The organism is Geodermatophilus sp. SYSU D01176, assembly GCF_054050015.1.
The window spans coordinates 72,438-96,912 of sequence record NZ_JBJGYN010000005.1; the positions used below are offsets into that span (position 1 = coordinate 72,438).

The 24,475-nt window shown below is 75.1% G+C and carries 23 protein-coding genes; 17 read left to right on the forward strand and 6 right to left on the reverse strand.

The genetic code is table 11. The features are described 5' to 3' along the window. Nucleotides 1–57 precede the first annotated feature (57 nt). Complete coding sequence (locus ACI78Z_RS05040; protein WP_457035429.1) at nucleotides 58–576, reverse strand: DinB family protein; 519 nt, start codon at nucleotides 574–576, stop codon at nucleotides 58–60. A gap of 94 nt (nucleotides 577–670) precedes the next feature. On the opposite strand from ACI78Z_RS05040, the gene ACI78Z_RS05045 reads away from it, so the two are divergent. Together ACI78Z_RS05045 and ACI78Z_RS05050 are read left to right on the forward strand one after the other, a co-directional pair. Then, nucleotides 671–1,678, forward strand: a complete 1,008-nt coding sequence (locus ACI78Z_RS05045; RefSeq protein ID WP_457035430.1) for a helix-turn-helix transcriptional regulator — start codon at nucleotides 671–673, stop codon at nucleotides 1,676–1,678. Next, a complete protein-coding gene (locus tag ACI78Z_RS05050; RefSeq protein WP_457035431.1) occupies nucleotides 1,675–1,854 on the forward strand; it encodes a hypothetical protein in 180 nt (59 codons plus the stop codon). The genes ACI78Z_RS05045 and ACI78Z_RS05050 overlap by 4 nt, the downstream gene beginning before the upstream one ends. A 20-nt stretch (nucleotides 1,855–1,874) precedes the next feature. Here the strand turns inward: ACI78Z_RS05050 and ACI78Z_RS05055 are convergent, their stop codons facing one another. Together ACI78Z_RS05055 and ACI78Z_RS05060 are read right to left on the reverse strand one after the other, a co-directional pair. Next, entirely contained in the window at nucleotides 1,875–2,750 is an 876-nt protein-coding gene (locus tag ACI78Z_RS05055; protein WP_457035432.1) for a transposase, read from the reverse strand. Nucleotides 2,751–2,863: 113 nt separating this feature from the next. Next, nucleotides 2,864–3,490 carry a CAP domain-containing protein gene (locus tag ACI78Z_RS05060; RefSeq protein ID WP_457035433.1) on the reverse strand — a complete coding sequence of 209 codons (627 nt, stop codon included), beginning with the start codon at nucleotides 3,488–3,490 and terminating at the stop codon, nucleotides 2,864–2,866. A 136-nt stretch (nucleotides 3,491–3,626) separates the two neighbouring features. On the opposite strand from ACI78Z_RS05060, the gene ACI78Z_RS05065 reads away from it, so the two are divergent. From ACI78Z_RS05065 to ACI78Z_RS05075, 3 genes are all read left to right on the forward strand, one after another. Further along, nucleotides 3,627–4,433: an SDR family oxidoreductase gene (locus ACI78Z_RS05065; protein ID WP_457035434.1), complete on the forward strand. Its 807-nt coding sequence runs from the start codon at nucleotides 3,627–3,629 to the stop codon at nucleotides 4,431–4,433. Between the two features lie 275 nt (nucleotides 4,434–4,708). Continuing rightward, complete coding sequence (locus ACI78Z_RS05070; RefSeq protein ID WP_457035435.1) at nucleotides 4,709–4,987, forward strand: hypothetical protein; 279 nt, start codon at nucleotides 4,709–4,711, stop codon at nucleotides 4,985–4,987. Continuing rightward, on the forward strand, nucleotides 4,956–6,281 hold the full coding sequence (locus tag ACI78Z_RS05075) for a DUF222 domain-containing protein (RefSeq protein ID WP_457035436.1): 1,326 nt from the start codon (nucleotides 4,956–4,958) through the stop codon (nucleotides 6,279–6,281). The genes ACI78Z_RS05070 and ACI78Z_RS05075 overlap by 32 nt, the downstream gene beginning before the upstream one ends. Before the next feature lie 64 nt (nucleotides 6,282–6,345). Here ACI78Z_RS05075 and ACI78Z_RS05080 read toward each other — a convergent pair whose 3' ends face one another. Together ACI78Z_RS05080 and ACI78Z_RS05085 are read right to left on the reverse strand one after the other, a co-directional pair. Further along, nucleotides 6,346–7,275, reverse strand: a complete 930-nt coding sequence (locus ACI78Z_RS05080) for a diguanylate cyclase (RefSeq protein WP_457035437.1) — start codon at nucleotides 7,273–7,275, stop codon at nucleotides 6,346–6,348. 144 nt (nucleotides 7,276–7,419) lie between these two features. Further along, a complete protein-coding gene (locus ACI78Z_RS05085) occupies nucleotides 7,420–8,388 on the reverse strand; it encodes a S1C family serine protease (RefSeq protein WP_457035438.1) in 969 nt (322 codons plus the stop codon). A 101-nt stretch (nucleotides 8,389–8,489) separates the two neighbouring features. On the opposite strand from ACI78Z_RS05085, the gene ACI78Z_RS05090 reads away from it, so the two are divergent. The 5 genes from ACI78Z_RS05090 to ACI78Z_RS05110 are packed head-to-tail and all read left to right on the forward strand — an operon-like array spanning nucleotide 8,490 to nucleotide 14,424. After that, nucleotides 8,490–10,463 carry an alpha-amylase family protein gene (locus ACI78Z_RS05090; protein ID WP_457035439.1) on the forward strand — a complete coding sequence of 658 codons (1,974 nt, stop codon included), beginning with the start codon at nucleotides 8,490–8,492 and terminating at the stop codon, nucleotides 10,461–10,463. Further along, on the forward strand, nucleotides 10,460–11,584 hold the full coding sequence (locus ACI78Z_RS05095) for a carboxylate-amine ligase (protein WP_457035440.1): 1,125 nt from the start codon (nucleotides 10,460–10,462) through the stop codon (nucleotides 11,582–11,584). The genes ACI78Z_RS05090 and ACI78Z_RS05095 overlap by 4 nt, the downstream gene beginning before the upstream one ends. Nucleotides 11,585–11,614: 30 nt before the next feature. Then, entirely contained in the window at nucleotides 11,615–12,406 is a 792-nt protein-coding gene (locus tag ACI78Z_RS05100; RefSeq protein ID WP_457035441.1) for an SDR family NAD(P)-dependent oxidoreductase, read from the forward strand. Between the two features lie 3 nt (nucleotides 12,407–12,409). Further along, a complete protein-coding gene (locus tag ACI78Z_RS05105) occupies nucleotides 12,410–13,693 on the forward strand; it encodes an erythromycin esterase family protein (RefSeq protein WP_457035442.1) in 1,284 nt (427 codons plus the stop codon). Continuing rightward, nucleotides 13,693–14,424, forward strand: a complete 732-nt coding sequence (locus ACI78Z_RS05110; RefSeq protein WP_457035443.1) for an alpha/beta hydrolase — start codon at nucleotides 13,693–13,695, stop codon at nucleotides 14,422–14,424. Before ACI78Z_RS05105 ends, ACI78Z_RS05110 begins: the two co-directional genes overlap by 1 nt. A 35-nt stretch (nucleotides 14,425–14,459) precedes the next feature. On the opposite strand, the gene ACI78Z_RS05115 is transcribed toward ACI78Z_RS05110, so the two are convergent. Then, nucleotides 14,460–15,884, reverse strand: a complete 1,425-nt coding sequence (locus ACI78Z_RS05115) for an NAD(P)/FAD-dependent oxidoreductase (RefSeq protein ID WP_457035444.1) — start codon at nucleotides 15,882–15,884, stop codon at nucleotides 14,460–14,462. A 119-nt stretch (nucleotides 15,885–16,003) separates the two neighbouring features. On the opposite strand from ACI78Z_RS05115, the gene ACI78Z_RS05120 reads away from it, so the two are divergent. The 7 genes from ACI78Z_RS05120 (at nucleotide 16,004) to ACI78Z_RS05150 (ending at nucleotide 24,466) form a co-directional block, all read left to right on the forward strand. After that, on the forward strand, nucleotides 16,004–16,663 hold the full coding sequence (locus ACI78Z_RS05120; protein ID WP_457035445.1) for an alpha/beta fold hydrolase: 660 nt from the start codon (nucleotides 16,004–16,006) through the stop codon (nucleotides 16,661–16,663). Between the two features lie 65 nt (nucleotides 16,664–16,728). Continuing rightward, a complete protein-coding gene (locus ACI78Z_RS05125) occupies nucleotides 16,729–17,895 on the forward strand; it encodes an ROK family protein (protein ID WP_457035446.1) in 1,167 nt (388 codons plus the stop codon). A 386-nt stretch (nucleotides 17,896–18,281) separates the two neighbouring features. Next, the gene (locus ACI78Z_RS05130; RefSeq protein ID WP_457035447.1) at nucleotides 18,282–19,829 is read left to right on the forward strand and encodes a sugar ABC transporter ATP-binding protein; all 1,548 of its coding nucleotides are present in this window, start codon (nucleotides 18,282–18,284) and stop codon (nucleotides 19,827–19,829) included. Continuing rightward, nucleotides 19,826–20,992, forward strand: a complete 1,167-nt coding sequence (locus ACI78Z_RS05135) for an ABC transporter permease (RefSeq protein WP_457035448.1) — start codon at nucleotides 19,826–19,828, stop codon at nucleotides 20,990–20,992. The genes ACI78Z_RS05130 and ACI78Z_RS05135 overlap by 4 nt, the downstream gene beginning before the upstream one ends. 100 nt (nucleotides 20,993–21,092) lie before the next feature. Next, complete coding sequence (locus tag ACI78Z_RS05140) at nucleotides 21,093–22,145, forward strand: substrate-binding domain-containing protein (RefSeq protein ID WP_457035449.1); 1,053 nt, start codon at nucleotides 21,093–21,095, stop codon at nucleotides 22,143–22,145. A 72-nt stretch (nucleotides 22,146–22,217) separates the two neighbouring features. Beyond that, the gene (locus ACI78Z_RS05145) at nucleotides 22,218–23,381 is read left to right on the forward strand and encodes a Gfo/Idh/MocA family protein (RefSeq protein ID WP_457035450.1); all 1,164 of its coding nucleotides are present in this window, start codon (nucleotides 22,218–22,220) and stop codon (nucleotides 23,379–23,381) included. Nucleotides 23,382–23,458: 77 nt separating this feature from the next. After that, on the forward strand, nucleotides 23,459–24,466 hold the full coding sequence (locus ACI78Z_RS05150) for a sugar phosphate isomerase/epimerase family protein (protein ID WP_457035451.1): 1,008 nt from the start codon (nucleotides 23,459–23,461) through the stop codon (nucleotides 24,464–24,466). The last annotated feature ends 9 nt before the right edge of the window (nucleotides 24,467–24,475 follow it).

Below are 24,475 nucleotides of genomic sequence, written 5' to 3' on the forward strand. Positions count from 1 at the left end.
GTCATATATCACGCCGGGTGTGGCAGGGGCGCTGTCCGGCCGGTGGGCTCCGCCGGCTCAGCCCATCGTCTTCTGACCGTCCAGGGACTCACGCAGGATGTCGGCGTGCCCGGCGTGCTGGGCGGTCTCGGCGATGATGTGCAGGAACACGCGGCGGGCCGAGCGGGTGGCGCCCGGCTCGAACCACGGCGCCTCCGGCAGCGGGTGGGAGGCGTCGAGGTCCGGCAGCGTGCGCACCAGCTCGTCGGTGCGCCGAGCGACCTCCTCGTAGTGGGCCAGGACGCCGTCCAGCGTCTCGTCGGGGCCCAGCCGGAACTCCTGGGCCCAGCGCTCCATCTGCTCCGGGTCGTCGGGCCCCGGCATGGAGCTCGGCCCCTCCAGCACGAACCGCACCCAACCGGCCTCCTGGGAGGCGACGTGCTTGAGCAGCCCGCCGAGGGTGAGTTCGCTGGCGGTGGTCCGCTGCCGGGCCTGCTCCTCGGTGAGGCCCCGGACGGTGAAGCGGAGGAAGTGCCGGTGGGCGGCCAGCGCCTCCAGCAGGTCCGCCCGCTCGCCGGTCGGTGTCGTCGTGGCCATGGGATCGCCTCTCGGATGTCCTGCGTGCTGGCGAGGACGACGCTAGGGACGGCAACGGTCAGATCCTGACCGCAATGCGCGGCAGGATCCCGGCATGAGCGATCCGTCCGCGCGCACCCTCCGCCTGCTCTCCCTGCTGCAGCAGCGCCGGTACTGGGCCGGACCCCACCTCGCCGACCGGCTCGGCGTCTCGGTGCGCACCCTGCGCCGGGACGTCGACCGGCTCCGGGAGCTCGGCTACCCGGTCGAGGCGCAGCGCGGTGTCGACGGGGGCTACCAACTCGCCCCGGGCGCCGCCCTGCCCCCGCTGGTGCTCGACGACGAGGAGGCGGTGGCCCTGGCCGTGGGCCTGCAGACCGCCGCGCAGAGCGCCGTCGCCGGGACGGCGGAGTCGTCGGTGCGGGCGCTGGCCAAGGTCGTGCAGGTGATGCCCGCGCGGCTGCGGCGCCGGGTGGAGGCGCTGCGTGCGGTGACCGATCCCGTGCCGTGGGCGGGTCCGGGGCAGCTCGTCGACCCGGAGGCGCTGACCGTCGTCGCCCAGGCCTGCCGCGACGGCGAACGGCTGTCCTTCGCCTACACCGCCGCCGACGCCACCCCGTCGGATCGCCGGGTCGAACCGCACCGGTTGGTCACCCTCGGCCGGCGCTGGTACCTGGTCGGCTACGACCTCGACCGCGGCGACTGGCGCAGCTTCCGCCTCGACCGACTGACCCGGCCGCGGCCGACCGGCGCGCGGTTCGCGCCGCGGCGCCTGCCGGCCGAGGACGCCGTCGCCTTCGTCCGGGCCGGCACGACCGGACTCGGCGCCCCGGTCTCCGTCGAGTTCCTCGTCGCGGCCCCCGCCGACCGGGTGCGGGCCCGGATCGGCCGGTGGGCGCGGGTCGAGGACGACGCCCCCGGCTCCAGCCGGGTGCAGATGGAGGCCGACGGGCTGGACTGGCCGGCGTTCGCCATCGGCACGGTGGGCGCCGAGGTGTCCGTCGTCTCGCCGCCGGAGTTGCTGTATCAGCTGCACGAGTGGGGACATCGGTTCAGCAGGGCCGGTTCTGTCGTACCCCAGGGCGAGCATGGGGACCGTCCCACCGAGGGGAGGTCGCAATGACCCGCACCGTGACCAGCATCGAGACGCTGGACCTGGAGATCGCCGTCGCCTACATCGCGCTCGGTGTCGCCCGGAGCGCCGCGACCCACAGCCCGTCGGCGGAGAACGTGCGGCGGGTGGCGGAGGCCGAGGCCGACGTCGACGCCCTGCTCGACCAGCGCCTCACGGCCGCCTGAGGCGCGTTATGTGTGTTGACCTATGCAATCTCGAGGTCGGCGGCGTGAACGCGTAGCAGGGTGTGCGCGGCGATCGTGGCGGCGGTGCGGGTCAGCAGGCCCCAGAAGGTGTGGGCGCCGTGGGGGGCCAGCTCCATCCGGTCGGTGAGGTCGCCGAAGGTGACCTCGATGTAGTTGCGCCAGCAGGCGATCACCCGGCGCAGCGTTCTGGGCATGTTGGGCCGCTGGGCCTTGGTGGGCGGGGTGAGCACGGCGATGCCACGGGCGGCGCATGAGGCGGCGAAGGCCCGCCCGGCGAAGCCCTTGTCGACGAGCAGGTCGCACGGGGGTGGACCGACCTCGAGCAGGTCGGCGGCGACGTCGCGTTCGTTGACCGCGGCCGGCACGATGCTCCAGGCGCGCACCAGCCGGGTCCCCAGATCGGTCCGGATCGCCAGCCGGAAGCCGTAGAACCACTCGCCGTGCGCGCCGTCGCGGCCGAACCGGGCGACCAGGGCGTTGGGGCCGATCCAGCCGTCGGGGCCGCGGACCCGGGAGGGGTGCTTGACCGGCAGCGCGCTGGTGTCGATCTGGGCGCAGTCATCGACCGGGCACCCGGCCGTCAGCGCGGCGCGCAGCTGCTCGAAGGCCGCCCACAGCCAGCGGATGCGCCGGTTGGCCTGGGACTGGTGGGGCAGCCGGGGGAACAGCGGCGCCCAGTCGCGGGCCACCTCGCCCAGGAAGCCGGCCTCGCTGCGCCGGCCCAGCAGATGGCGCACCAGCGCGATGGTGAGCAGTTCGGCGTCGCTGCAGGCCGGGGGCGGACCCGGCCGGGCCGGGATGGTGACCTCCCCGGCGGTGATGGCGTCGTCGACGAGCACGTAGACGTGGACGAACAGGTCCTCGGTGGGCAGCATGATGGGCGCCTCTGCGGGCGAGGGGTCTTCGACAACCGCCACGTTCCGCAGAGGCGCCCTCATGTCAAGCGATCAGTTGCCGTGGGCAACCCACATAACGCGCCTGAGGCCCGTCACCCACAGGTGGGTCCGTCGTCCCCGGGGTGCACGAGCGGCTCCGGCGGCGGAGTGGTGGTGGCAACGGCGGGCCGGTCGGCGCCCGCCGTCCGGCCGAACTCCTGAGTGGCCCACACCGAGCCGTCCTCCGCGCAGTGCACACCGACGCCGAGTTGGTTCCAGCCGGGGTTGAGCACGTTGACCCGGTGGTCGTCGGAGCGCATCCAGCCCGCGTGGATCGTGCCCGCCGGTACCGGACCGGTGGCCTGGAACACGTTCTCGCCGATGCCCTGGAGATGCGAGAGGTCCTCACGCGCGAGCAGTGCTCCCATGTCCTGATGCCGTAGCTGCTCGGTGCGTGCCATCTCGGCGCTCCAGCTGCGGGCCACTGCCGCGAGCTCCTCGCCCCACTCCACCGGTGCGAGCCTCCGCTCGACGCGCTCGTCGTTGACCCGGTCGAAGATGTCCCGCGCCATGTCCTGCTCCGCACCGGAGGACTCCACGGGCGGCGGGGTGGAGGCCGGGGCGGCCGGCTCGGGAGCCGGTCCGGACACCGGGACCTCCACCGCCACGCACCCGCTGAGCAGCACGGCGAGCAGCGCAGCGACAGCGACGCGCGCGGAAGGTCGTCGGCCTGGGGTCATGCTCGCTCGATACCCGGGGCAGCCCCGGTCGCATTGCGATCCGGTGTCGGTCGGTCGTCCGGCCGGCCCTCTGCAGGGTCCCGCCGCGAGCTTGCGAGCGGTGGGGGCAGAGGGGTCCTTCATCTAGCGTCGGGCCATGACCGCAGCCGCGCCCCGCGTTGCCATCGTCACCGGCTCCGAGTCCGGCATCGGCCGGGCCACCGCCGTGGCCCTCGCCGAGGCCGGCTGCGACGTCGGGATCACCTGGTACCGCGAGCGCGAGGCCGCCGAGGCCACCGCCGACGAGGTGCGGGCGGCGGGCCGCCGCGCGGAGGTCCGGCCCGTCGACCTCACCCGGCTGCCGCAGGCCGCCGACGTCGTCGACGAGCTCGCCGAGGCACTGGGCGGGGTCGACGTCCTGGTCAACGACGCCGGCACCGGACACATGTCGACCGTCCTCGACACCGACTTCGCGACCTGGCGCGAGGTGCTGGCCACCGACCTCGACGCCGCCTTCCTCTGCCTCCAGCGGGCCGCCCGCCGGATGGTCGCCGCCGGCCGCGGTGGGCGGATCGTCAACGTCACCAGCGTCCACGAGCACCAACCGCGGGTGGGCGCCGCCGCCTACTGCGCGGCCAAGGGCGGGCTGGGCCTGCTGACCCGGGTCGCCGCGATCGAGCTGGCCGAGCACGGGATCACGGTCAACGCCGTCGCGCCCGGCGAGATCGCCACCCCGATGACGGGTCAGGAGGACGAGGACCCGACCGCGCCCGGGCACGAGCGGCCCGGCGTCCCGCTGCGCCGGCCCGGCGACGCCCGGGAGGTCGCCGCAGTCATCGCCTTCCTCGCTTCGCCGGCAGCCGCCTACGTCACCGGGTCCTCCTACGCCGTCGACGGCGGCATGCTGCAGATGGGCCCGATGGCCGGCTCGCACATGACCGGCGACGACTGGCGTCGCCCCTGACCTGTCGGCTGACCCCAGCCGGCGGTGCGGTCGGGGCGGCCGCGGCGACTCGTCGGTGCGGGGTGCCGGCGGCTCGGGCATGTCGGCCCGCGCACGCCCGGCGCGGGCCGCTTGAGCCCCACCATGTTGATCAGGGGGTTGTTGTCGGCTGCTGCGGCGTGGCGGCGCGTGTCGCCGGCGCCGACCCCATGATCGACTTCCTCGGGGCGCCCCGATCCGCGTCTTCGCTGGTCAGCGGCCGGAAAGTGTCGTACCCCCCGGCCTAGTGTGGGGGCGTGTTCGGGAGTGGGTACGGCGTCGGCCTGACGGTGGCCGACCTCGCGCCGTGCCCGCCGGAGTTCGGGCCTCCGGTCATCTCCTCCCCGCCGCTGGGTGAGCTGCCGGTCTGGGCCCGGTCGCCGGAGGAGAAGGCGCTCGAGCTGCAGCGGGTGCAGCGGGCCAGGGCCGACCTCGCCGCCTACGAGCTGGAGCTGGTCGCCGCATTCGCCGCCGACCGGCCGGCGTCGGCCGACCGGCGGCCCGGTGGGCCGGGGGGCGGCGGATGCCGGGGATGACTCGGCGCCGGAGGGCATCAGTGCGTTCTTTCCCGACGAGCTGGCGCTCACGCTGCACTGCTCCCGGGCGTCGACGACCACGCTGACCGAGCACGCGCTCACCCTCACCCGGGCGCTGCCGGCCACCCTGGCCGCGCTGGCGGCCGGGGCGCTGGACTGGCCGCGGGCCCGCACCCTCGCCGAGGAGCTCGGCTGGCAGGTGCGCGGCACCGACCCGGCGGTGCTCGCCGCGGCCGAGGCGGTGGTGCTGCCGCAGGCCGCGGACCTGTCGATCCGCCGGGTCAAGGCGCGGCTGCGGGCGGAGCTGACCGCCCGCGACGCCGCGGCCGCCGACCGCCGCCGGGACCGGGCGCACCGGGCGGTGACCGTGCGCCGCCGCCCGGTCGGCGACGGGGTCAGCGAGCTGGTCGCCGGCCTGCCCGACGAGCTGGCCGCGGCCTGCCAGGCGACCATCGACGAGCTCGCCCGGCGGGCCAGGAAGGCCGGGGACGACCGGCCGCTCGGCCTGCTCCGCTCGGGCGTCCTGGCCGATCTGGTGCTGCGCCCCTGGCGGGTGCCCGACCCGGTGGCCGCGCACCTCGAGGTGCAGGTGCCGCCGGGGGCGCTGACCCCCGGAGCGGTTACTCGCCGGCGGCGCCCCACCTCCGCCGGCCTTCACGCCGGCGGGCAGCGACGCGGAGCCGACCGGGGCGGTGGCCGGCACCCCGGTCACCGCCGCCCACGCGCGCGACCTGCTCGCCCGGCTCGACGCGATCGGCCTCCAGACGCCGCCGGGCGGCAGCCTCAGCGCCGCCTGCACCGACGACACCGGCGCCCCGCAGGCGGTCGCCACGCTGCGGGAGCTGCGGCAGGCGGCCCGCCGCGGCTGCCCCACCCCTCCGGCCGGGGCCTGCGGCTGCCCGCTCATCGGCCGCCCGGAGCCGACCGACGCGTACCAGCCCAGCGCCGCGCAGCGCCGGTTCCTGCACACCCGGGACCGCACCTGCCGGCATCCCGGCTGCGACAACCGGACCGGCTGGGCCGACGCCGACCACGTCCTCCCGCCCGCGGCGGGGCCACCGACTGCGCCACCCTGTGCTGCCTGTGCCGCCGGCACCACCGGCCCAAGACCCTCGCCCCCGGCTGGACCGACGCCATGACCCCCGACGGCATCCTCACCGTGCGGGCACCCAGCGGGGTGACCCGCACCAGCCGGCCACCGGACCCGCAGCTCACCGAACCGCGCGTCCTCACCCGACCACCCGACCGGCCACCACCGGCACCCGACCCCGCCGACGACCCGCCACCCTTCTGACCCGTTCGACCCGAGCCCCGCGGCGATGCCCCGCCCGCCGTGGGGCCGGCCGGCTCGGCCGCGCTCAGCCGCCGCGCTTGCTGCGCTTGGTGCGGTAGAGGTCGGCGTCGGCGCGCGTCAGCAGCTCGGCGAGGGTGTCCCCGGGTCGGGCGGTCGCCGTCCCCGCCGACCACGCCGCGGGGTGCGCGGCCCGCAGCCGGGCCAGCAGGTCCTCGGCGCGGGCGGCGTCGGTGGCCGGCAGGCTCAGCACGAACTCGTCGCCCCCGTAGCGGCCCAGCAGGTCCGACATCCGCAGCTGGGCGCTCCACCCGGCGGCCAGCGCCTGCAGCAGCGCGTCGCCGGCGCCGTGCCCGGCCTGGTCGTTGACCGCCTTGAAGCCGTCGAGGTCGATGAGCGCCACGGTGAACGGCTCGTCGCTGCGCACCGCGTGCGCCAGGCTGCGGTCGGCCGCGACCTGCCACGCGCGCCGGTTGGCCAGCCCGGTGAGCGGGTCGGTGCCGGCCGCCCGGTACAGGTCGCCGGAGAGCCGGGACTGCACCTCGGTGAGGACGACGACGGTGGCCACCGCCGTCAGCCACTGCGGCAGGAACCCGGAGGGAGCCGCGGCCACGGCGCCCGCCGTGGTCAGACCCAGCAGCAGGCCGACGTGCAGCCGCACGGCCCGGCGGGAGAAGAAGTGCGCGCTGAAGACCCCCACCGAGACCATGGCCGGGCCCAGCCCGACGATCCCCACGGCGGTCGCCGAGCGCCAGGCCAGCAGGCTCAGGGCGACCGAGCTCAGCAGGACCGCCGCGTGCAGCGCCCGCGGGCCCAGCCGGTCCCGCCGCAGCCCCAGCACGGCCGACCCGACGGTGCCGACCCCGGCCAGCCCCCACAGCAGCGCGACGGGGGAGCGCTCGGACGCCGGCACCACCGCGCCGACGGCGCACAGCACCGCACCCACTGCGTAGAGCAGCGAGAGCAGCGCGAAGCCGCCCGGTCGCAGCGGATGCATCGTCCCCCCGTTCGTCCGGGCCAGCATCGGTTGCCCGGACGACGCTCCGCAGTGCAACGGAACCGACCAGACCCGTTGGGGGGAGGCGCCGCCGCCCGACCGGGGGAGGCGGCTTCACTCCGCGCCACCCGCCCGTGTGTCCGCTCACCCGCCGGTGAGCTCGGTCGGCACCGTGATGACGTCGACCATCGCGCCGTTGCGGTGCACGGTCACCGGCAGGGGCCGGCCGATCGCCTCGGCGAACAGCAGCCGCTGCAGGCTCTGCGCCTCGGCGACCGGCCGCCGCCCGGCCTCCAGCACCAGGTCGCCGGCCTTGAGCCCGGCCCGGTCGGCCGGCGAGCCGGGGACGACGTCGACGACGCGCAACCCCCGCCGGCGCCCGGTGCGCTCGGCCAGCGCCGCCGGCAGCGGGGCGGGCGTGCTGACCAGCCCGAGGTAGGCGCGGCGGACCCGGCCGTCGCGGACCAGCGCGTCGACGATCCGCCGGGTGGTGTCGTTGACCGGCACCGCCAGACCCAGACCCCAGCCGGCGACCGCGGTGTTCACCCCGACCACCCGGCCCGCGGAGTCGGCCAGCGCCCCGCCGGAGTTGCCGGGGTTCAGCGCGGCGTCGGTCTGGATGACGTCCTCGACCACCCGCGCGGTGCGGCCGTCACGGGTGGGCAGCGACCGGCCCAGCCCGCTGACCACTCCGGCGGTCACCGAACCCACCAGGCCCAGCGGGTTGCCGACCGCGACCACCAGCTGACCCACCCGCAGCGTCGACGCGTCGCCGAGCTGCGCCGGCGGGGGCGTGGCACCCCGCGCCCGCACGACGGCGAGGTCGGAGAGCGGGTCGGCGCCGACGACCTCGACCGGGGTCTCGGTGCCGTCGGCGAACACGGCCAGCCCGCTGCGGGAGCGACCGACGACGTGGGCGTTGGTCAGCATCAGCCCCTCGCCCGGGACGACGACCGCCGATCCCGCGCCGCCGCGCCCGTCGGGCCCGGTGACCTGCAGCGCGGCGACGTGCGGGGTCAGCTCGGCGGCGACGGCGGTGACCACCTGCGAGTAGGCATCCAGGGCGGCCCCCTCCAGGGAACCCGTGGCCGACGGCTCCGGCAGCACCCCCATGGCGCACCTCCTCCGATTACGCGCTTACACCAGTGAACGCCGAACCGGCCCGGTGTGGTGGCGGTCATGCCGTGGGCGAACAGCGGTCCGATACTGACGCCGTGACGATCCCGGCGACCGCCCGCCGAGCAGCGGCGGAGCACGCGTGGGCGCAGCTGCGGCCCGAGGTGGAGGCCGACGCGGTCGCCGCGCTCGGCCCGGCCGAGGGCGACGCCTTCCTGGCCCGCGCCGACCTCGCGCTCTACGACGTCCACGAACCGCTGGCCACCCTCTACGGCGACGCCGCCGACGAGCTGTTCGCCCGCGCACTGCGCGTCGCCCTGGCCGCCGCGGCCGAGCGGCCCGAGGCGCTGCGCCGGATCGACCGGCGCAGGGAGATCGACCCGGCCTGGTTCCAGCGCTCCCGGGTGCAGGGCTACGTCTGCTACGTCGACCGGTTCTGCGGCACCCTCGACCGGCTGCCGGAGCACCTCGACCACCTCGCCGAGCTCGGCACCACCTACCTGCACCTCATGCCGCTGCTGCGGCCGCGGCCGGGGGAGAACGACGGCGGCTACGCCGTGATGGACTACCGTGCGGTCGACCCGCGGCTGGGCACGATGGCCGACCTCGAGGACGTCGCCACGGAGCTGCACGACCGCGGCATGGCGCTGTGCATCGACCTGGTGCTCAACCACACCGCCCGGGAGCACGCCTGGGCGCGGGGCTGGCTGGCCGGCGACCCCGCGTACGCCGGCTTCTACACCGCCTTCCCCGACCGCACGCTGCCCGACGCCTACGACGCGACCATCCCGGAGGTCTTCCCCGACCGGGCGCCGGGCTCGTTCAGCTGGGTGCCGGAGGCCTGCGGCGGCGCCGGCGGCTGGGTGTGGACGACGTTCTGGCCCTACCAGTGGGACCTGGACTACTCGAACCCCGCGGTCACCCTGGCGATGCTCGGGGAGATCACCTGGCTGGCCAACCGCGGCGTCGACGTCTTCCGGATGGACGCCGTCCCGTTCATGTGGAAGCGGCTGGGCACCAGCTGCCAGAACCAGCCCGAGGGGCACAGCCTGCTGCAGCTGCTGCACGCGCTCACCCGGCTGGCCGCCCCCGGCGTCATCTTCAAGGCCGAGGCGATCGTCTCGCCCGACGACCTGGTCGGGTACCTCGGCGGGCACGACCGCTATCGGCCCGAGTGCGAGCTGGCCTACCACAACCAGCTCATGGTGCTGCTGTGGAGCAGCCTGGCCACCCAGGACGTCCGGCTGGCCCGCCAGGCGCTGCGCCGGATGCGGCCGGTGCCGCCGAGCGCCACCTGGTGCACCTACGTGCGCGGCCACGACGACATCGGGTGGGCGGTCGCCGACGAGGACGCCGCCGGGGTCGGCCTCTCCGGGTTCGCCCACCGCCGCTTCCTCAACGACTTCTACGCCGGCCGCTACCCCGGCTCCTTCGCCCGCGGCGCGCTGTTCCAGGAGAACGAGGTCACCGGCGACGCCCGGATCTCCGGCTCGGCGGCGTCGTTGTGCGGCATCGAGGCCGCGCTCGAGGCCGGGGACGACGCCGCGCTGGACGCCGGGATCCGCCGGCTGGTGCTGCTGTACTCGGTCGCCTACGCGTACGGCGGCATCCCGCTGCTGTACATGGGCGACGAGCTGGCCATGCGCAACGACCCCGGCTACCTCGCCGACCCCGCACTCGCCCCGGACAACCGCTGGATGCACCGCCCGCCGATGGACTGGGACGCCGCCGCCCGCCGCGGCGACCCCGCGACCGTCGAGGGCCGGGTGTGGCGGGAGATCCGCCGGCTGGGCGAGGTGCGCCGTGCGCTGCTGGCGCTGCGCGGCGGGGTGGAGTCCGCGGTGGTGGACGCCGGCAGCGACGCGGTCCTGGTGTGGCGGCGCAAGCACCCGCGCAGCGGCACCTTCGTGGGGCTGGCCAACGTCTCGCCGTCCCCGCAGGCGGTGGACGCCGACACCGTCACCGGCTTCGGCGGCTTCGAGCAGGTGCACGGCAGCGACGGCGTCCTCCCGGTGCGGGACGGGCAGCTCGTCGTCCCCGGCCTCGGCTTCGCCTGGTTCGCCGAGCCGTGACCGGGCCCGGTCCCGTGCCGGCCGGGACCACCGTCGGCGTCGAGGAGGAGTTCCACCTCGTCGACCCCGGCACCCTCGCGCTCACCCCGAGCGCGACGGTCGTGGCGGCGGCGCTCGCCGGCGAGGCCGGGGAGCACGTGCACCCCGAGATCGTCACCACCCAGCTGGAGACCTCCACCGGCGTCTGCACCACCCTCGCCGAGCTGCGCGCCCAGCTGACCGCCACCCGCGCGGAGGCCGCAGCGGCCGCGGCCGGCGACGGGCTGGCGCTGCTGGCGGCGTCCACGCACCCGTTCGGCACCTGGCGCGAGCAGCGGCTCACCGCGGCACCCCGGTACCGGGCCATGGTGCAGCGCTGGGGGGCGCTGGCCGACCGGCAGGACATCTGCGGCTGCCACGTGCACGTCGGCGTCCCCGACCTCGGGACGGCGGTCGCGGTCATGGACCGGGCCCGCCCGTACCTGCCGGTGCTGCTGGCGATGACGGGCAGTTCCCCGTTCCACGACGGCGCGGACACCGGCTACGAGTCCTGGCGCACGGTGTGGTGGTCGCACTGGCCCAACGCCGGGCCGCCCGAGCCGATGGGCGGGGAGCGGCGCTTCCGGGAGGTCCTCGAGGGGCTGGTCCGCTCCGGCGCGATCGAGGACGGCCGGCACCTGTACTGGGACGTACGGCCCTCGGCGCGCTGGCCGACGGTGGAGTTCCGGCTGGGCGACGTCTGCACCGACCTCGACGCCGCCGTCCTGCACGCGGCGCTGGTCCGCTCGCTGGTCCGGGTGCTGGCCGGCCGCGCCGAGCGGGGTGAGCCGTCGCCCGAGCTCCGCCCCGAGCTGCTGCGGGCGGCCCGCTGGCGCGCCGCCCGCGACGGCCTCGGCGGGGAGCTGGCCGACCCGGTGAGCGGAGAGCTGGTCGGCGCGCGCCATGCGGTGGACGGACTCGTCGCCGAGCTCACCGACGACCTCCGCACGCACGGCGAGGAGGACGACGTCGCCGCGCTGCTGGACCGGTTGTGGGAGCGGGGCACCTCGGCCACCCGGCAGCGGGCCACCTGGGCCGCCACCCGCGACCGGCGCGCGGTGGCCGCCGAGCTCGTGCGGGACGGCGCCGTCCCGGCCGGGTGATGCGCGGATCGGCGGGGTACCGGGACGGACATGACCGAATCGAGACCCCTGGCCCTCGTCACCGGCGCCTCCAGCGGCATCGGCCTCGAGCTCGCCCGCCAGTTCGCCCGGCACGGCTTCGACCTGGTGGTCACCGCCGAGGACGCCGAGCTGACCACCGCGGCCGGGCAGCTGCGGGAAGAAGGCACCACGGTGCAGGCGGTGCCGGCCGACCTGCGGTTGCGGACGGGGATCGACACGCTCTGGGCCGCGGTGCAGGCCACCGGCCGCCCCCTGGCCGCGGCCGCGCTCAACGCGGGGGTCGGGAAGGGCGGGCCGTTCGTGGAGAACGACCTGGCGGCCGAGCTCGGGATCATCGACCTGAACGTCACCTCGACCGTCGTCCTGGCCAAGTACGTGCTCCGCGACATGGTGGCGCGGGGCGAGGGCCGGGTGCTCATCACCTCGTCGGTCGCCTCGACGATGCCCGGGCCGTACCAGGCGGTCTACAACGCCTCGAAGTCGTTCGTGCAGTCGTTCGCCGAGGCGCTGGCGACCGAGCTGCGCGACACCGGGGTCACGGTCACCTCGCTGATGCCCGGCCCCACCGACACCGAGTTCTTCGAGCGCGGCGACCTGATGGACACGAAGCTCGGTCAGGGCCCCAAGGACGACCCCGCCCAGGTCGCGGCGCAGGGCTTCGAGGCGATGATGGCCGGCAGGGACAAGGTGCTGGGCGGCTCGGTGCTGAGCAAGGCGCAGGCGGTGGTCAACTCCGTGCTGCCGGACCGGCTGAAGTCGGCCGGCCACGCGAAGATGGCCGAGCCCGGGAGCGGGGAGTGACCCGTGCCCGGCATCGGTGACCTGGCGCTCCCGCTCCGGGACGCGGCCGACCTCGACCCGCTGCTCGAACGGATCGGCGACGCACGGATCGTGGCCGTCGGCGAGGCCAGCCACGGCACGCACGAGTACTACGCCTGGCGGGCCGCGCTGACCCGCCGGCTGATCACCGAGCGGGGCTTCCGCCTCGTCGCCGTCGAGGGCGACTGGCCCGACTGCTACAAAGTCAACCGCTCGGTCAGGCTCCGCCCCGGTGCCGACGCCGACCCGCGCGACGCCCTCGACGCCTTCTCCCGCTGGCCGACCTGGATGTGGGCCAACGACGACGTCGTCGACTTCTGCCGCTGGCTGCGCGACGTCAACGCCGGGCGCCCGGACGACGAGCGGGTGGGCTTCTACGGCCTGGACGTCTACAGCCTCTGGGACTCGATGCACGAGCTCGTCGGCTGGCTGCGGGAGCACGAGCCCGAGCACGTGGAGACGGCGCTGCGGGCGCTGCGCTGCTTCGAGCCCTTCGGTGAGGACGGCGCCGAGTACGCCTTCGCCAGCCGCTTCGCGCCCACCAGCTGCGAGCGGGCCGTCGTCGACCTGCTGCACCACCTGTGCGAGCAGCGCGGCCGGGTCGAGTTCGAGGATGATCCGGAGACCCGCTTCGCCGCCGAGCAGAACGCCGCGGTCGTCGTCGACGCCGAGCGCTACTACCGGGCGATGGTGCAGGGCTCGGCCGAGTCCTGGAACGTCCGCGACGTGCACATGGTCGACGTCCTCGACCGGCTGCTCGCCCATGCGGGGGACAAGGCCGTCGTCTGGGAGCACAACACCCACATCGGCGACGCCCGGGCCACCGACATGGCCCGTTCCGGGATGGTCAACGTCGGGCAGCTGCTGCGCGAGCGGCACGGGGCCGACGACGTCGTCCTGGTCGGCTTCGGCGGCCACCGCGGCGGGGTCATCGCCGGCAGCGAGTGGGGCGCGCAGATGCAGCGGATGCCGGTGCCCGAGGCCCGGTCCGGCAGCCTGGAGGCGCTGCTGCACGAGGCGGTCGGCCGCGACGCGCTGCTGGTGTGGGAGCGCGGCGGGCACCGCCCACCGGAGCTCGACCGGCGGCTGGACCACCGGGCGATCGGCGTCGTCTACCGGCCCGAGCGCGAGCGGTGGGGCAACTACGTGCCCACCGTGCTGGGGGAGCGCTACGACGCCTTCCTGTACCTGGAGGACAGCTCGCCCCTGCGGCCGCTGCACCTCGAACGGGCCGACGAGCACGTGCCGCCGCTGGCGCACACGGTCTGATGAAGGACCCCCTGACCCCCCACCACTCGCAGGCTCGCGGCGGGGCCCTGCAGGGGGCCACCCGCCGCGTGGCGGAGGGGCGGCTGGCCGCCCGCCCGGTCGCCGCGCCGGCCGCGGTCCCGTACCCGCCGGGGACCCGCACGCTGGAGCTGGGGCCGCACGCGCAGGCGCTGCTCGCCGTCCCCGAGGGGCCGCCCCGGCCGCGGCCGCTGCTGGTGTTCTTCCACGGCGCCGGGGGGACGGCGGCGCAGAGCGTGGGCCTGGTCGGCGGGCACGCCGCGGCCCGCGACGCCCTGGTGCTCGCCCCGTCGTCGGTGACCTCGACGTGGGACCTCATCGCGGGCGGCCTCGGCCGGGACGTCGCGGTGCTCGACGCCGCCCTCGAGCAGGTCTTCGCCCGGCAGCGGGTCACCGGGGTGGCGTTCGGCGGCTTCTCCGACGGCGCCTCGTACGCGCTCAGCCTGGGGCTCGCGAACGGTGACCTCGCCGAGGCGGTGCTCGCCTTCTCACCGGGGTTCGCCGTCCCGCCGCGGCTGGTCGGCCGGCCACGGGTGTGGATCTCCCACGGCACCGACGACCGGGTGCTGCCCGTGGCGCGGTGCGGCCGGCGGCTGGCCCGCGAGCTCGGCACCGGGGGCTACGACGTCACCTACGAGGAGTTCGACGGCGGCCACGTCGTCCGCCCCGGGGACGTGACCGCCGCCCTCGCGCTCTGGCTCGGCGACACCTGAGAGGTGCCTTTCGCGCGCGAGAGGCACCTCTCGGGCTAGGCGGACCGGCGCTCGGTCAGGTCCGTCGCCGGCGCCGCGACGTCCTTGGGGCCGCCGGTCTTGGCGACGACGAAGGCCGGGCCGAGGTGTTCCAGGGCCAGCCGGCCGTAGACCTGCTGCTGGGTGGCCACCCGCTCGGCGCGGCCCCGGCCCAGGAAGCTGACCACCCAGTGCAGCACCGCGGTCACCCGGCTCTTGAAGCCCACGATGTACATCAGGTGCACGACCAGCCACAGCACCCAGGCGAAGAAGCCCTCGAACTTCAGGTTCTTGATGTCGGCGACGGCGGAGAAGCGGGAGATCGTCGCCATGTTGCCCTTGTCGCGGTAGCGGAACGGGCCCTGCGGCTGCGTGCCGGCGATCCGCCGCCGGATCGCCTCGGCGGCGTACCGCCCACCCTGGATGGCCACCTGCGCCACGCCGGGCAGCTTGTCCAGAGCCATCATGTCGCCGACGACGTGCACCTCGGGGTGGCCGGGGAGGGTCAGGTCGGGCAGCACGCTGATGCGGCCGGCCCGGTCGATCCCGGCGCCGGACTGGTCGGCGAGGAGCCGGCCGAGCGGACTGGCCTGCACGCCGGCCGCCCACACCTTGGTGGCGGCGGAGATGCGGCGGACGTGCCCGTCGCGGTCCCTGACCTCCAGGCCGTCGGCGTCGAGGTCGGTGACCATCGCGCCGAGCTGGGTCTCGACGCCGATCTCGTTGAGGTGCCGGCGGGCGCGCTCGCCGAGCTTCTCCCCGAAGGGCGGGAGGACCTGCGGGGCGGCGTCGAGCAGGATCACCCGGGCCTGCGTGGGGTCGATGCTGCGGAAGTCCCGGCGCAGGGTGCGGTGGGCCAGCTCGGCGATCTGGCCGGCCATCTCCACACCGGTGGGACCGGCGCCCACGACGACGAAGGTGAGCAGCCGGTCGCGCTCGGCCGGGTCCGTGGCCAGCTCGGCCAGCTCGAAGGCCCCGAAGATGCGGCCGCGCAGCTCCAGGGCGTCGTCGATGCTCTTCATGCCGGGGGCGAACTCGGCGAAACGGTCGTTGCCGAAGTAGGACTGCCCCGCTCCGGCGGCGACGATGAGCTCGTCGTAGGGGTGCACCGTGGTGCGGCCGAGGATGGTCGAGGTGATCGTGCGCGCGGCCAGGTCGATGTCGGTGACCTCACCGAGGACGACGCGGGCGTTCTCCTGGTGCCGCAGGATCTCGCGGGTGGCCGGCGCGATCTCGCCCTCGGACAGGATGCCGGTGGCCACCTGGTACAGCAGCGGCTGGAACAGGTGGTGGCTGGTCTTGCCGATGACGGTGACGTCGACCGGCGCCCGCTTGAGCGCCTTGGCGGCGAACAGCCCGCCGAAGCCGGAGCCGACGATGACGACCCTGGGCCGACCGGACGGGGAATCGCCGAGCAGGTCGGCCAGAGGTGATGTCGTCATGATGAATCAGTCTCCCACCTCGGGGACCCGGGGGTGCGGATGCTCCGGAGCGATCCAGCTCACAGCCCGATGTCGTCCCTGCAGGTGAGTGCGGCACCCGGGCGCGGTAGACCGGTCCCGTGCCGACACCCGGAACCCGGCTGGTGCTCGTCCCCGGTCTGGGGCTCGACGAGCGCTCCTCGGCCCGGCTGCGGGAGCAGGTGGCGGCCGACGTCGTCCTGCTCCCGGGGATGGGGCTGCCCGGCCCGGTGCCGTCCCTCGAGGAGCTCGCCGACCTGCTGCAGCACCGGCTCGGCGAGGGGCCGGTGCTCCTGGTCGGCCACTCGCAGAGCTGCCAGGTGGTCGCCGCCCTGGCCGGCGACCCGCGGGTCGCCGGGCTCGTGCTGCTCGGGCCGACGACCGACCCGCGCCTCCGGTCGGGAACCGGCCTGCCCCGGCGGTGGCTGGCGACGGCGGTGCGCGAGCGGTGGCCGCACGCGCTGCTGGTGCTGCCGCAGTGGCTGCACACCGGACCGCGGGCGATGCGGCAGCTGTGGGTCGCGGCGGCGCCGGACCGCATCGACGCCCGGCTGCGGAGGGTGCGGGTCCCGGTGACCGTCGTCCGCGGCACCCGGGACCGGCTCTGCGCGCACGACTGGGCTGCCGCCGTGGCCGCGGCCGCGCCCGCCGGCCGGCTGGTCGAGCTGCCCGGCGCGGCGCACCTGACCCCGATGACGCACCCGGAGCAGGTCGCGGCCCTGCTGCGCGAGACCGCGGCGGAGCGGCGCCCGGGCGCCTGACCGCGGAGGACGCGGTCGCTCGCGCGCCACCCGGGGAGGTGGCCGGTGCGTGTCACGATGTGCACGTGGCCTCCTCCTCCGCCTCGGCCGGCGCGCTGCTGCGGCACGTCCGCACCGGGCGCGCGCACAGCCGGGCCGAGCTGGTCGCCCTGACCGGCGCGTCGCGCAACACGGTCAGCGCCCGGGTCGACCAGCTGATCGCGGCCAACCTCCTCGCCGAGGGCGGGCGGGGCTGGAGCACCGGCGGCCGCCCCCCGACCCTGCTGCAGTTCAACAGTCGGGCCGGCTGCGTGCTCGCCGTCGACCTGGGGGTCACCAGCGTCGACGTCGCCGTCACCGACCTCTCGGCGCAGGTCCTGGCCACCGTCGGCCACCCCATCGACATCGCCGAGGGCCCCGGCCCGGTGCTCGCCGAGGTCGACCGCCTGGCCCAGCTGGTCCTCGCCGAGGCCGGCCTGGAGCCGAGCGACGTGTGCGCCGTGGGCGTCGGCGTCCCGGGCCCGGTGGAGCACTCCAGCGGGCGCCCCTCCCACCCGCCGATCATGCCGGGCTGGCACGACTTCCCGATCCCCAGCGCCTTCGGCCGGTACGAGTGCCCGGTCTACGTCGACAACGACGTCAACGTCATGGCGCTGGGGGAGATCGGCGCGGCCGGGTCGGTGCAGGACGTGCTCGTCGTGAAGGTCGGCACCGGCATCGGCTGCGGCGTCATCGTCGACGGCCGGGTCTACCGCGGGGCGCAGGGCAGTGCGGGGGACATCGGGCACATCCACGTGACGACGCCCGACGGCCGGCTGGTCACCTGCCGGTGCGGCCAGGAGAACTGCCTGGAGGCCCTCGCCGGTGGCGGCGCGCTGCTCCGCGACGCGATCGCGGCGGGCCTGCCGGTCACCACCACCCGCGAGGTCGTCGAGCGCGCGGCGCACGGGGACGGCGCGGCGATCGAGCTGGTGCGCGAGGCCGGGCGGACGATCGGCACGGTGCTCGCGGCGCTGGTCAACTTCTTCAACCCGCACCGGATCGTGGTGACCGGCGGGGTGGCGCAGGCCGGCGTCCCGCTGCTCGCCGGTATCCGGGAGTCGGTGTACCGGCGGTCGATGCCGCTGGCCGCCCGCGCCCTGGAGATCACCGTCAGCGCGGCACCCGAGCTCTCCGGCCGGATCGGCGCCGCGCTCATGGCGATCGAGGGCTTCCTCGACGAGGACTCGGTCGAGCAGGCGCTCGCGAGATGACGCGGTGACACGGCGGTCCTCCGCACCGCACCGGTCATGACACTGCGGTCCTCCGGACCGCACCGCAGCCAGGTGCCGTGCCCGGCTGCCGCTGAGCCGCTCCCGGCACTCGATCACGGGAGCCTCCGGCCCCCACTCCTCGCGCCGCCTCGGGGGGCGTTCCACCTCGGTGCCGTCCCCGGCCGCCGCTGAGCCGGGTTCCGGAGGTCCCGGGTCTCGATTCGGCAACCCCCGTGGCGTGGCCTTGACCACAGTCGGCACCACCCTTATGTTCTCGCCTGCGCCGACTAATGGTCAGTGCTGAGCAGAAGTTTCCGGGTGGTGTCGCAGTGGTTCCCTCTCCCTCTCCCCGCACGGGGGCGCAGGACGCGCCTCCGCTGCTGGAGGTGCACGGCATCGTCAAGTCGTTCCCGGGCGTCCGGGCGCTGGACGGGGTCGACCTCGACGTCCGGGCGGGGGAGGTGCACTGCCTGCTCGGCCAGAACGGGGCCGGCAAGTCGACGCTGATCAAGGTGCTGGCCGGGGCGCACCAGCCCGACGCCGGGCGGATCAGCTGGCGCGGGGAGCCGGTGCGGCTCACCGACCCGCAGGCGGCGATGTCCCTCGGCATCGCGACCATCTACCAGGAGCTCGACCTGGTGGCCGGCCTCACCGTCGCCGACAACGTCTTCCTGGGCCGGGAGCACGCCCGGCTGGGGCTGACCCGGCCGTCCTCGGCCAACCGCGCCGCCGCCCGGCTGCTGGAGCGCCTGGGCCACTCGGACATCCGGCCCACCGCCGAGGTCGGTTCCCTGCCAGCGGCCGCGCAGCAGATGGTCAGCATCGCCCGGGCCCTGTCCCAGGACGCGAAGCTGATCATCATGGACGAGCCCTCGGCCGTCCTGGACAGCGAGGAGGTCGAGCGCCTCTTCGCGGTCATCCGCGACCTCACCGCGCACGACGTCGCCGTCGTCTACATCTCCCACCGCCTCGAGGAGATCCGCGAGGTCGGTGACCGGATCACCGTCCTCAAGGACGGGCGCACCGTCGCCACCGGCCTGCCCGCCCGCGAGACCGCCACCCGCGAGGTCATCACGCTGATGACCGGCCGGGACATCGAGTACGTCTTCCCCGAGCGGCGGGAGCACCCGGACCCCGGCGCCGTCCCGCTGCTCGAGGTGGAGGGGCTCGGGCTGCGCGGCGCCTTCACCGACGTCTCCTTCACCGTCCGTCCCGGGGAGGTCGTGGGCCTCGCCGGCCTGGTCGGCTCGGGTCGCTCGGAGATCCTCGAGACCGTCTACGGCGCCCGCCGCCCGACGTCGGGCACGGTCCGCGTCGGCGGCCGGCGGCTGCGACCGGGGGACGTCGCCGCCGCGGTCGCGGCCGGCGTCGGCCTGGCCCCCGAGGAGCGCAAGAGCCAGGGGCTGCTGCTCGGGGAGTCGGTCGCCCGCAACATCAGCGTCTCCAGCCTGGCCCGGTTCGCCCGCGCCGGCTTCCTGTCCCGGTCCGCGGAGGCCGAGGCCGCCCGGCAGCAGGTGACCGCGCTCGAGGTCCGCCCGGCCGACGTCGACCGGGAGGTCCGGACGCTGTCCGGCGGCAACCAGCAGAAGGTCGTGCTGGCCCGCTGGCTGCTGCGCGACTGCCGGGTGCTGCTGCTCGACGAGCCGACCCGCGGTGTGGACGTCGGGGCCCGCTCGGAGATCTACGCGCTGATCCGCGGGCTCGCCGACCGCGGCGTGGCCGTGGTCGTGGTCTCCAGCGAGATCCCCGAGGTGCTCGGCCTGGCCGACCGGGTGCTGGTCATCGGCGACGGCCGCGTGCTGGCCCAGGAGCCGGCCGGCGCGCTCGACGAGCACCGGGTGCTCGACCTGGTCATGGAGGACGCCGCCGCCCACGGCGGCGTGATGCACACGCGAGACGACGAGCACGCACAGCGCGAAGGGGACGTGGCATGAGCAGCACGACCGTGACGACGGGGACCGACGCCCCCCGGCAGCCGGCCGGCGCGGCCGCGCGCCGCAGCGGACCCGGCTTCCTCGCCGGGCCCGTCGGCCGCAACCTCGGCCTCGTCGTCGCCCTGGCGGTGCTCTGCGTCGTCGGCGCGGCCACCGCCCCCGACCGGTTCCTCGACGTCGACAACGTGCTCACCATCCTGCGGCTGGCCGCCGTCATCGGCGTGGTCAGCATCGGGATGACCTTCGTGATCATCGGCGGCGGGATCGACCTGTCGGTCGGCGCCATCGTGGCGCTGTCCTCGGTGTGGGCGACGACGCTCGCGACCCAGGCGATGGCCGCGGACGTCCACTGGATCGTCATGGTGGTCACCGCGCTCCTGGTGGGCGCCGGCTGCGGGCTGGTCAACGGCATCGTCATCGCCTACGGCAGGCTCGTCGCCTTCATCGCCACCCTGGCGATGCTGGCCGCCGCCCGCGGGCTGGCCGAGATCATCGCCAACCGGCGCACCCAGATCGTGCAGGACCGCGACTTCCTCGCCTTCTTCTCCGGCGACGTGCTCGGCGTCCCCACGCTCGTGGTCATCTTCGCGCTCGTCGCCGTCGCCGGGTGGGTGCTGCTCAACCGGACGACGTTCGGCCGGCGCACCTTCGCCGTCGGCGGCAACGCCGAGGCCGCCCGGCTGGCCGGCATCCGCGTGCAGCGGCACACCATGTGGCTGTACGTGCTCTCCGGCGTCACCTGCGGCATCGCCGCGGTCATGCTCATGGCCCGGACGACGACCGGCAGCTCCACCCACGGCACCCTCTACGAGCTGGACGCGATCGCCGCGGTGGTCATCGGCGGCACGCTGCTCATCGGCGGCCGCGGCACCATCGTCGGCACCGTCCTCGGCGTGCTGATCTTCACCACGCTGGGCAACGTCTTCACGCTGAACAACCTGTCCAGCTCCGCCCAGGCCGTCGCCCGCGGCGTGATCATCGTCGTCGCCGTCCTGCTGCAGATGCGGCTGGCGACCGGCTCGTTCAGCCTGCGCCGGCTCGGCCGCGGCGCGGACGGCGGCAGCCCGCCCGCCCCGGCCGGCGCGGCCGGGACCGTGTCCGGCGGCGCGACACCCGGCGGTCCCGGCGGCCCCGCGCCCGGCGCGACGACCGACCGCTCCTGACGCGGTCCGGGGCGGCACCCGTCCCCGGACCGGCACCACCCGCACCACCCCACGACCTGGCCCTCGACAGCCAGGGAGGCGATCCCCCGAGGAGAGAAACATGTCTGCAGCGAGGCAGCGCCCGTTCCGTCGTGTCACGTCGACCGCGCTCGCCGTTCTCGGCGCCGGCGTCCTGGTCGCCGGCTGCACGAGCAACACCCCCGAGGCCTCCGGCGGCGGGGGAGAGGCCGAGGCCGCCAGCCCCAACGACGAGGCCGGCGAGACCGTCCGCATCGGCTTCTCCGCGCCGGCCGCCGACCACGGCTGGATGGCTGGCATCAGCCAGGCCGCGCAGGCCGAGGCCGAGCGCTACGAGGACGTGGAGCTGAGCATCGCCGAGGGCACCAACGACGTCAGCACCCAGATCAGCCAGGTCGAGACCTTCATCAACGAGGGCGTCGACGCGATCGTGCTGCTGCCCTTCGACGGCGCCGCGCTCACCCCCGTCGCGCTGCGGGCGATGGAGGCCGGCATCCCGGTCATCAACGTCGACCGCGAGTTCAACAGCCCGTTCGCCGCCCAGGCCACGATCCTCGGCGACAACTACGGGATGGGCGTCTCGGCCGGCCAGTACATCTGCGAGCAGGTGGGCGACCAGCCCGACGCGGTCGTCGCGGAGATCGCCGGCATCGACTCGCTGCCGCTGACGCAGGACCGCAGCCAGGGCTTCGCCGACGCGCTGGCCGAGTGCGGCCTGAACGTCGACAACCGGGTGGCGGCGGACTTCACCGTCGAGGGCGGCGAGGAGGCCGCGGCCAACCTGCTGCAGGCCGCGCCGCAGATCGACGCCATCTGGAACCACGACGACGACCAGGGCGTCGGGGTCCTGGCCGCCGTCAGCAACGCCGGCCGCGACGAGTTCCTCATGGTCGGCGGCGCCGGGTCGGCCAACGCGATGCGCGAGATCCAGTCCGGTGAGTCGGTGCTCGACGCGACGGTCATCTACCCGCACACCCAGGCCGCGGACGGCATCGCGCTGGCCCGGCTGATCGTGCAGGGCAAGAGCCTGTCCGACCTCGCCTCGCAGGGGGTGCCGCAGCGGATCGTGCTCGACGCCCCGGTGGTCACCGCCGACAACGTCGACCAGTACATCGACGCCGCGTTCGAGTCCTGACCCGCTGATGCGGAGTCGCCGGGTGCCCGGACACCTGACCGGGCACCCGGCGACCCCGACCGAGGAGCCCGCATGACCCCGACCCTCGGCGTCGGCCTGATCGGCTACGCCTTCATGGGCGCCGCGCACTCCCAGGCCTGGCGCACCGCCCCCCACTTCTTCGACCTGCCGGTGCGCCCCGAGCTCGCCGTGCTCGCCGGCCGGGACGCCGTCCGCGTCGCCGACGCCGCCGAGCGCCTCGGCTGGGCGTCGACGGAGACCGACTGGCGCCGCGTGCTCGAGCGCGACGACGTCGACCTCGTGGACGTCTGCACCCCCGGCGACACCCACGCCGAGATCGCGATCGCCGCGCTCGAGGCCGGCAAGCACGTGCTCTGCGAGAAGCCGCTGGCCAACACCGTCGCCGAGGCCGAGGCCATGGCGGAGGCGGCGGCCCGCGCCGCGGCCCGCGGCGTGCGGTCGATGGTCGGCTTCACCTACCGGCGGGTGCCGGCGATCGGCCTGGCGCGGGACCTGGTCGCCCAGGGCCGGCTCGGCGAGATCCGGCACGTGCGCGCCCAGTACCTGCAGGACTGGATCGCCGACCCGGCCGCCCCGATGTCGTGGCGGCTGGAGAAGGACCGGGCTGGCTCCGGCGCGCTCGGCGACATCGGCGCGCACATCGTCGACCTGACCCAGCACATCACCGGCCAGCGGCTGACCGGGGTGAGCGCGCTGCTGGAGACCTTCGTCAAGGAGCGGCCGCTACCGGCCTCCGAGGGGTCGCTGTCCGGCGTCGCCGGGCAGGGCACCGGCACCGTCACCGTGGACGACGCGGCGGTCTTCCTCGGCCGGTTCGACGGCGGGGCGCTGGCCAGCTTCGAGGCGACCCGCTTCGCCCTCGGCCGGAAGAACGCCATCCGGATCGAGGTCAACGGCTCCCGCGGCAGCCTGGCCTTCGATTTCGAGGACATGAACGTCCTGCACTTCTTCGACGGCGACGAGCCGGCCACGACCGCGGGCTTCCGCCGCATCGTCGTCACCGAGCCCGACCACCCCTACGTCGGCGCCTGGTGGCCGGCCGGGCACGGCCTGGGCTACGAGCACGGCTTCACCCACCAGGTCGTCGACCTGGTGACCGCCATCGCCAAGGGCGAGGACCCCACGCCGTCCTTCGCCGACGGGCTGCAGGTGCAGCGGGTGCTCGACGCCGTCGAGCGCAGCGCCGCCGCGCGCTCCGTCTGGACCGAGATCTGATGAAGGACCTCGTCCTCCCCGCCGCTCGTGAGCTCGCGGCGGGGCCCCGGGACGAGGCCGACCGAAAGGACACCACAGTGCCCCGTCCCGTCACCCTGTTCACCGGTCAGTGGACCGACCTGCCGTTCGAGGAGGTGTGCCGGCTGGCCTCCGAGTGGGGCTACGACGGCGTGGAGATCGCCTGCTGGGGCGACCACCTCGACGTCGAGCGCGCCGCGAACGACGACTCCTACGTCCAGGAGAAGCTCGCCCTGCTCAAGCGGTACGGGCTGGAGGTCTGGGCCATCTCCAACCACCTCCATGGCCAGGCCGTCTGCGACGACCCGATCGACGAGCGGCACAAGGGCATCGTCAACCGGCGCGTGTGGGGCGACGGCGACCCGGAGGGCGTCCGGCAGCGGGCGGCCGAGGAGATGAAGACGACCGCACGGGCCGCGGCGAAGCTCGGCGTGAAGACCGTCGTCGGCTTCACCGGGTCGAAGATCTGGAAGACCGTGGCGATGTTCCCGCCGGTGCCCGCGTCGATGATCGAGGACGGGTACGCCGACTTCGCCGACCGCTGGAACCCGATCCTCGACGTCTTCGACGAGGTCGGCGTGCGGTTCGCGCACGAGGTGCACCCGAACGAAATCGCGTACGACTACTGGACGACGGTCCGCGCCCTGGAGGCCATCGGCCACCGCGAGGCCTTCGGGCTGAACTGGGACCCCAGCCACTTCGTGTGGCAGGACCTCGACCCGGTCGGCTTCATCTGGGACTTCCGGGACCGGATCTACCACGTCGACTGCAAGGACGCGAAGAAGCAGGTGGGCAACGGCCGCAACGGCCGGCTCAGCTCCCACCTGCCGTGGGCCGACCCGCGCCGCGGCTGGGACTTCGTCTCCACCGGGCACGGCGACGTGCCGTGGGAGGCCTGCTTCCGGATGCTCAACACGATCGGCTATGACGGGCCGATCTCGGTCGAGTGGGAGGACGCCGGCATGGACCGCCTGGTCGGTGCGCCCGAGGCGCTGGCGTTCGTCCGCCGGCTGGCCTTCGACCCGCCCGCGGCCGCCTTCGACGCGGCCTTCTCCAGCGGCAACTGACAGCCGGGG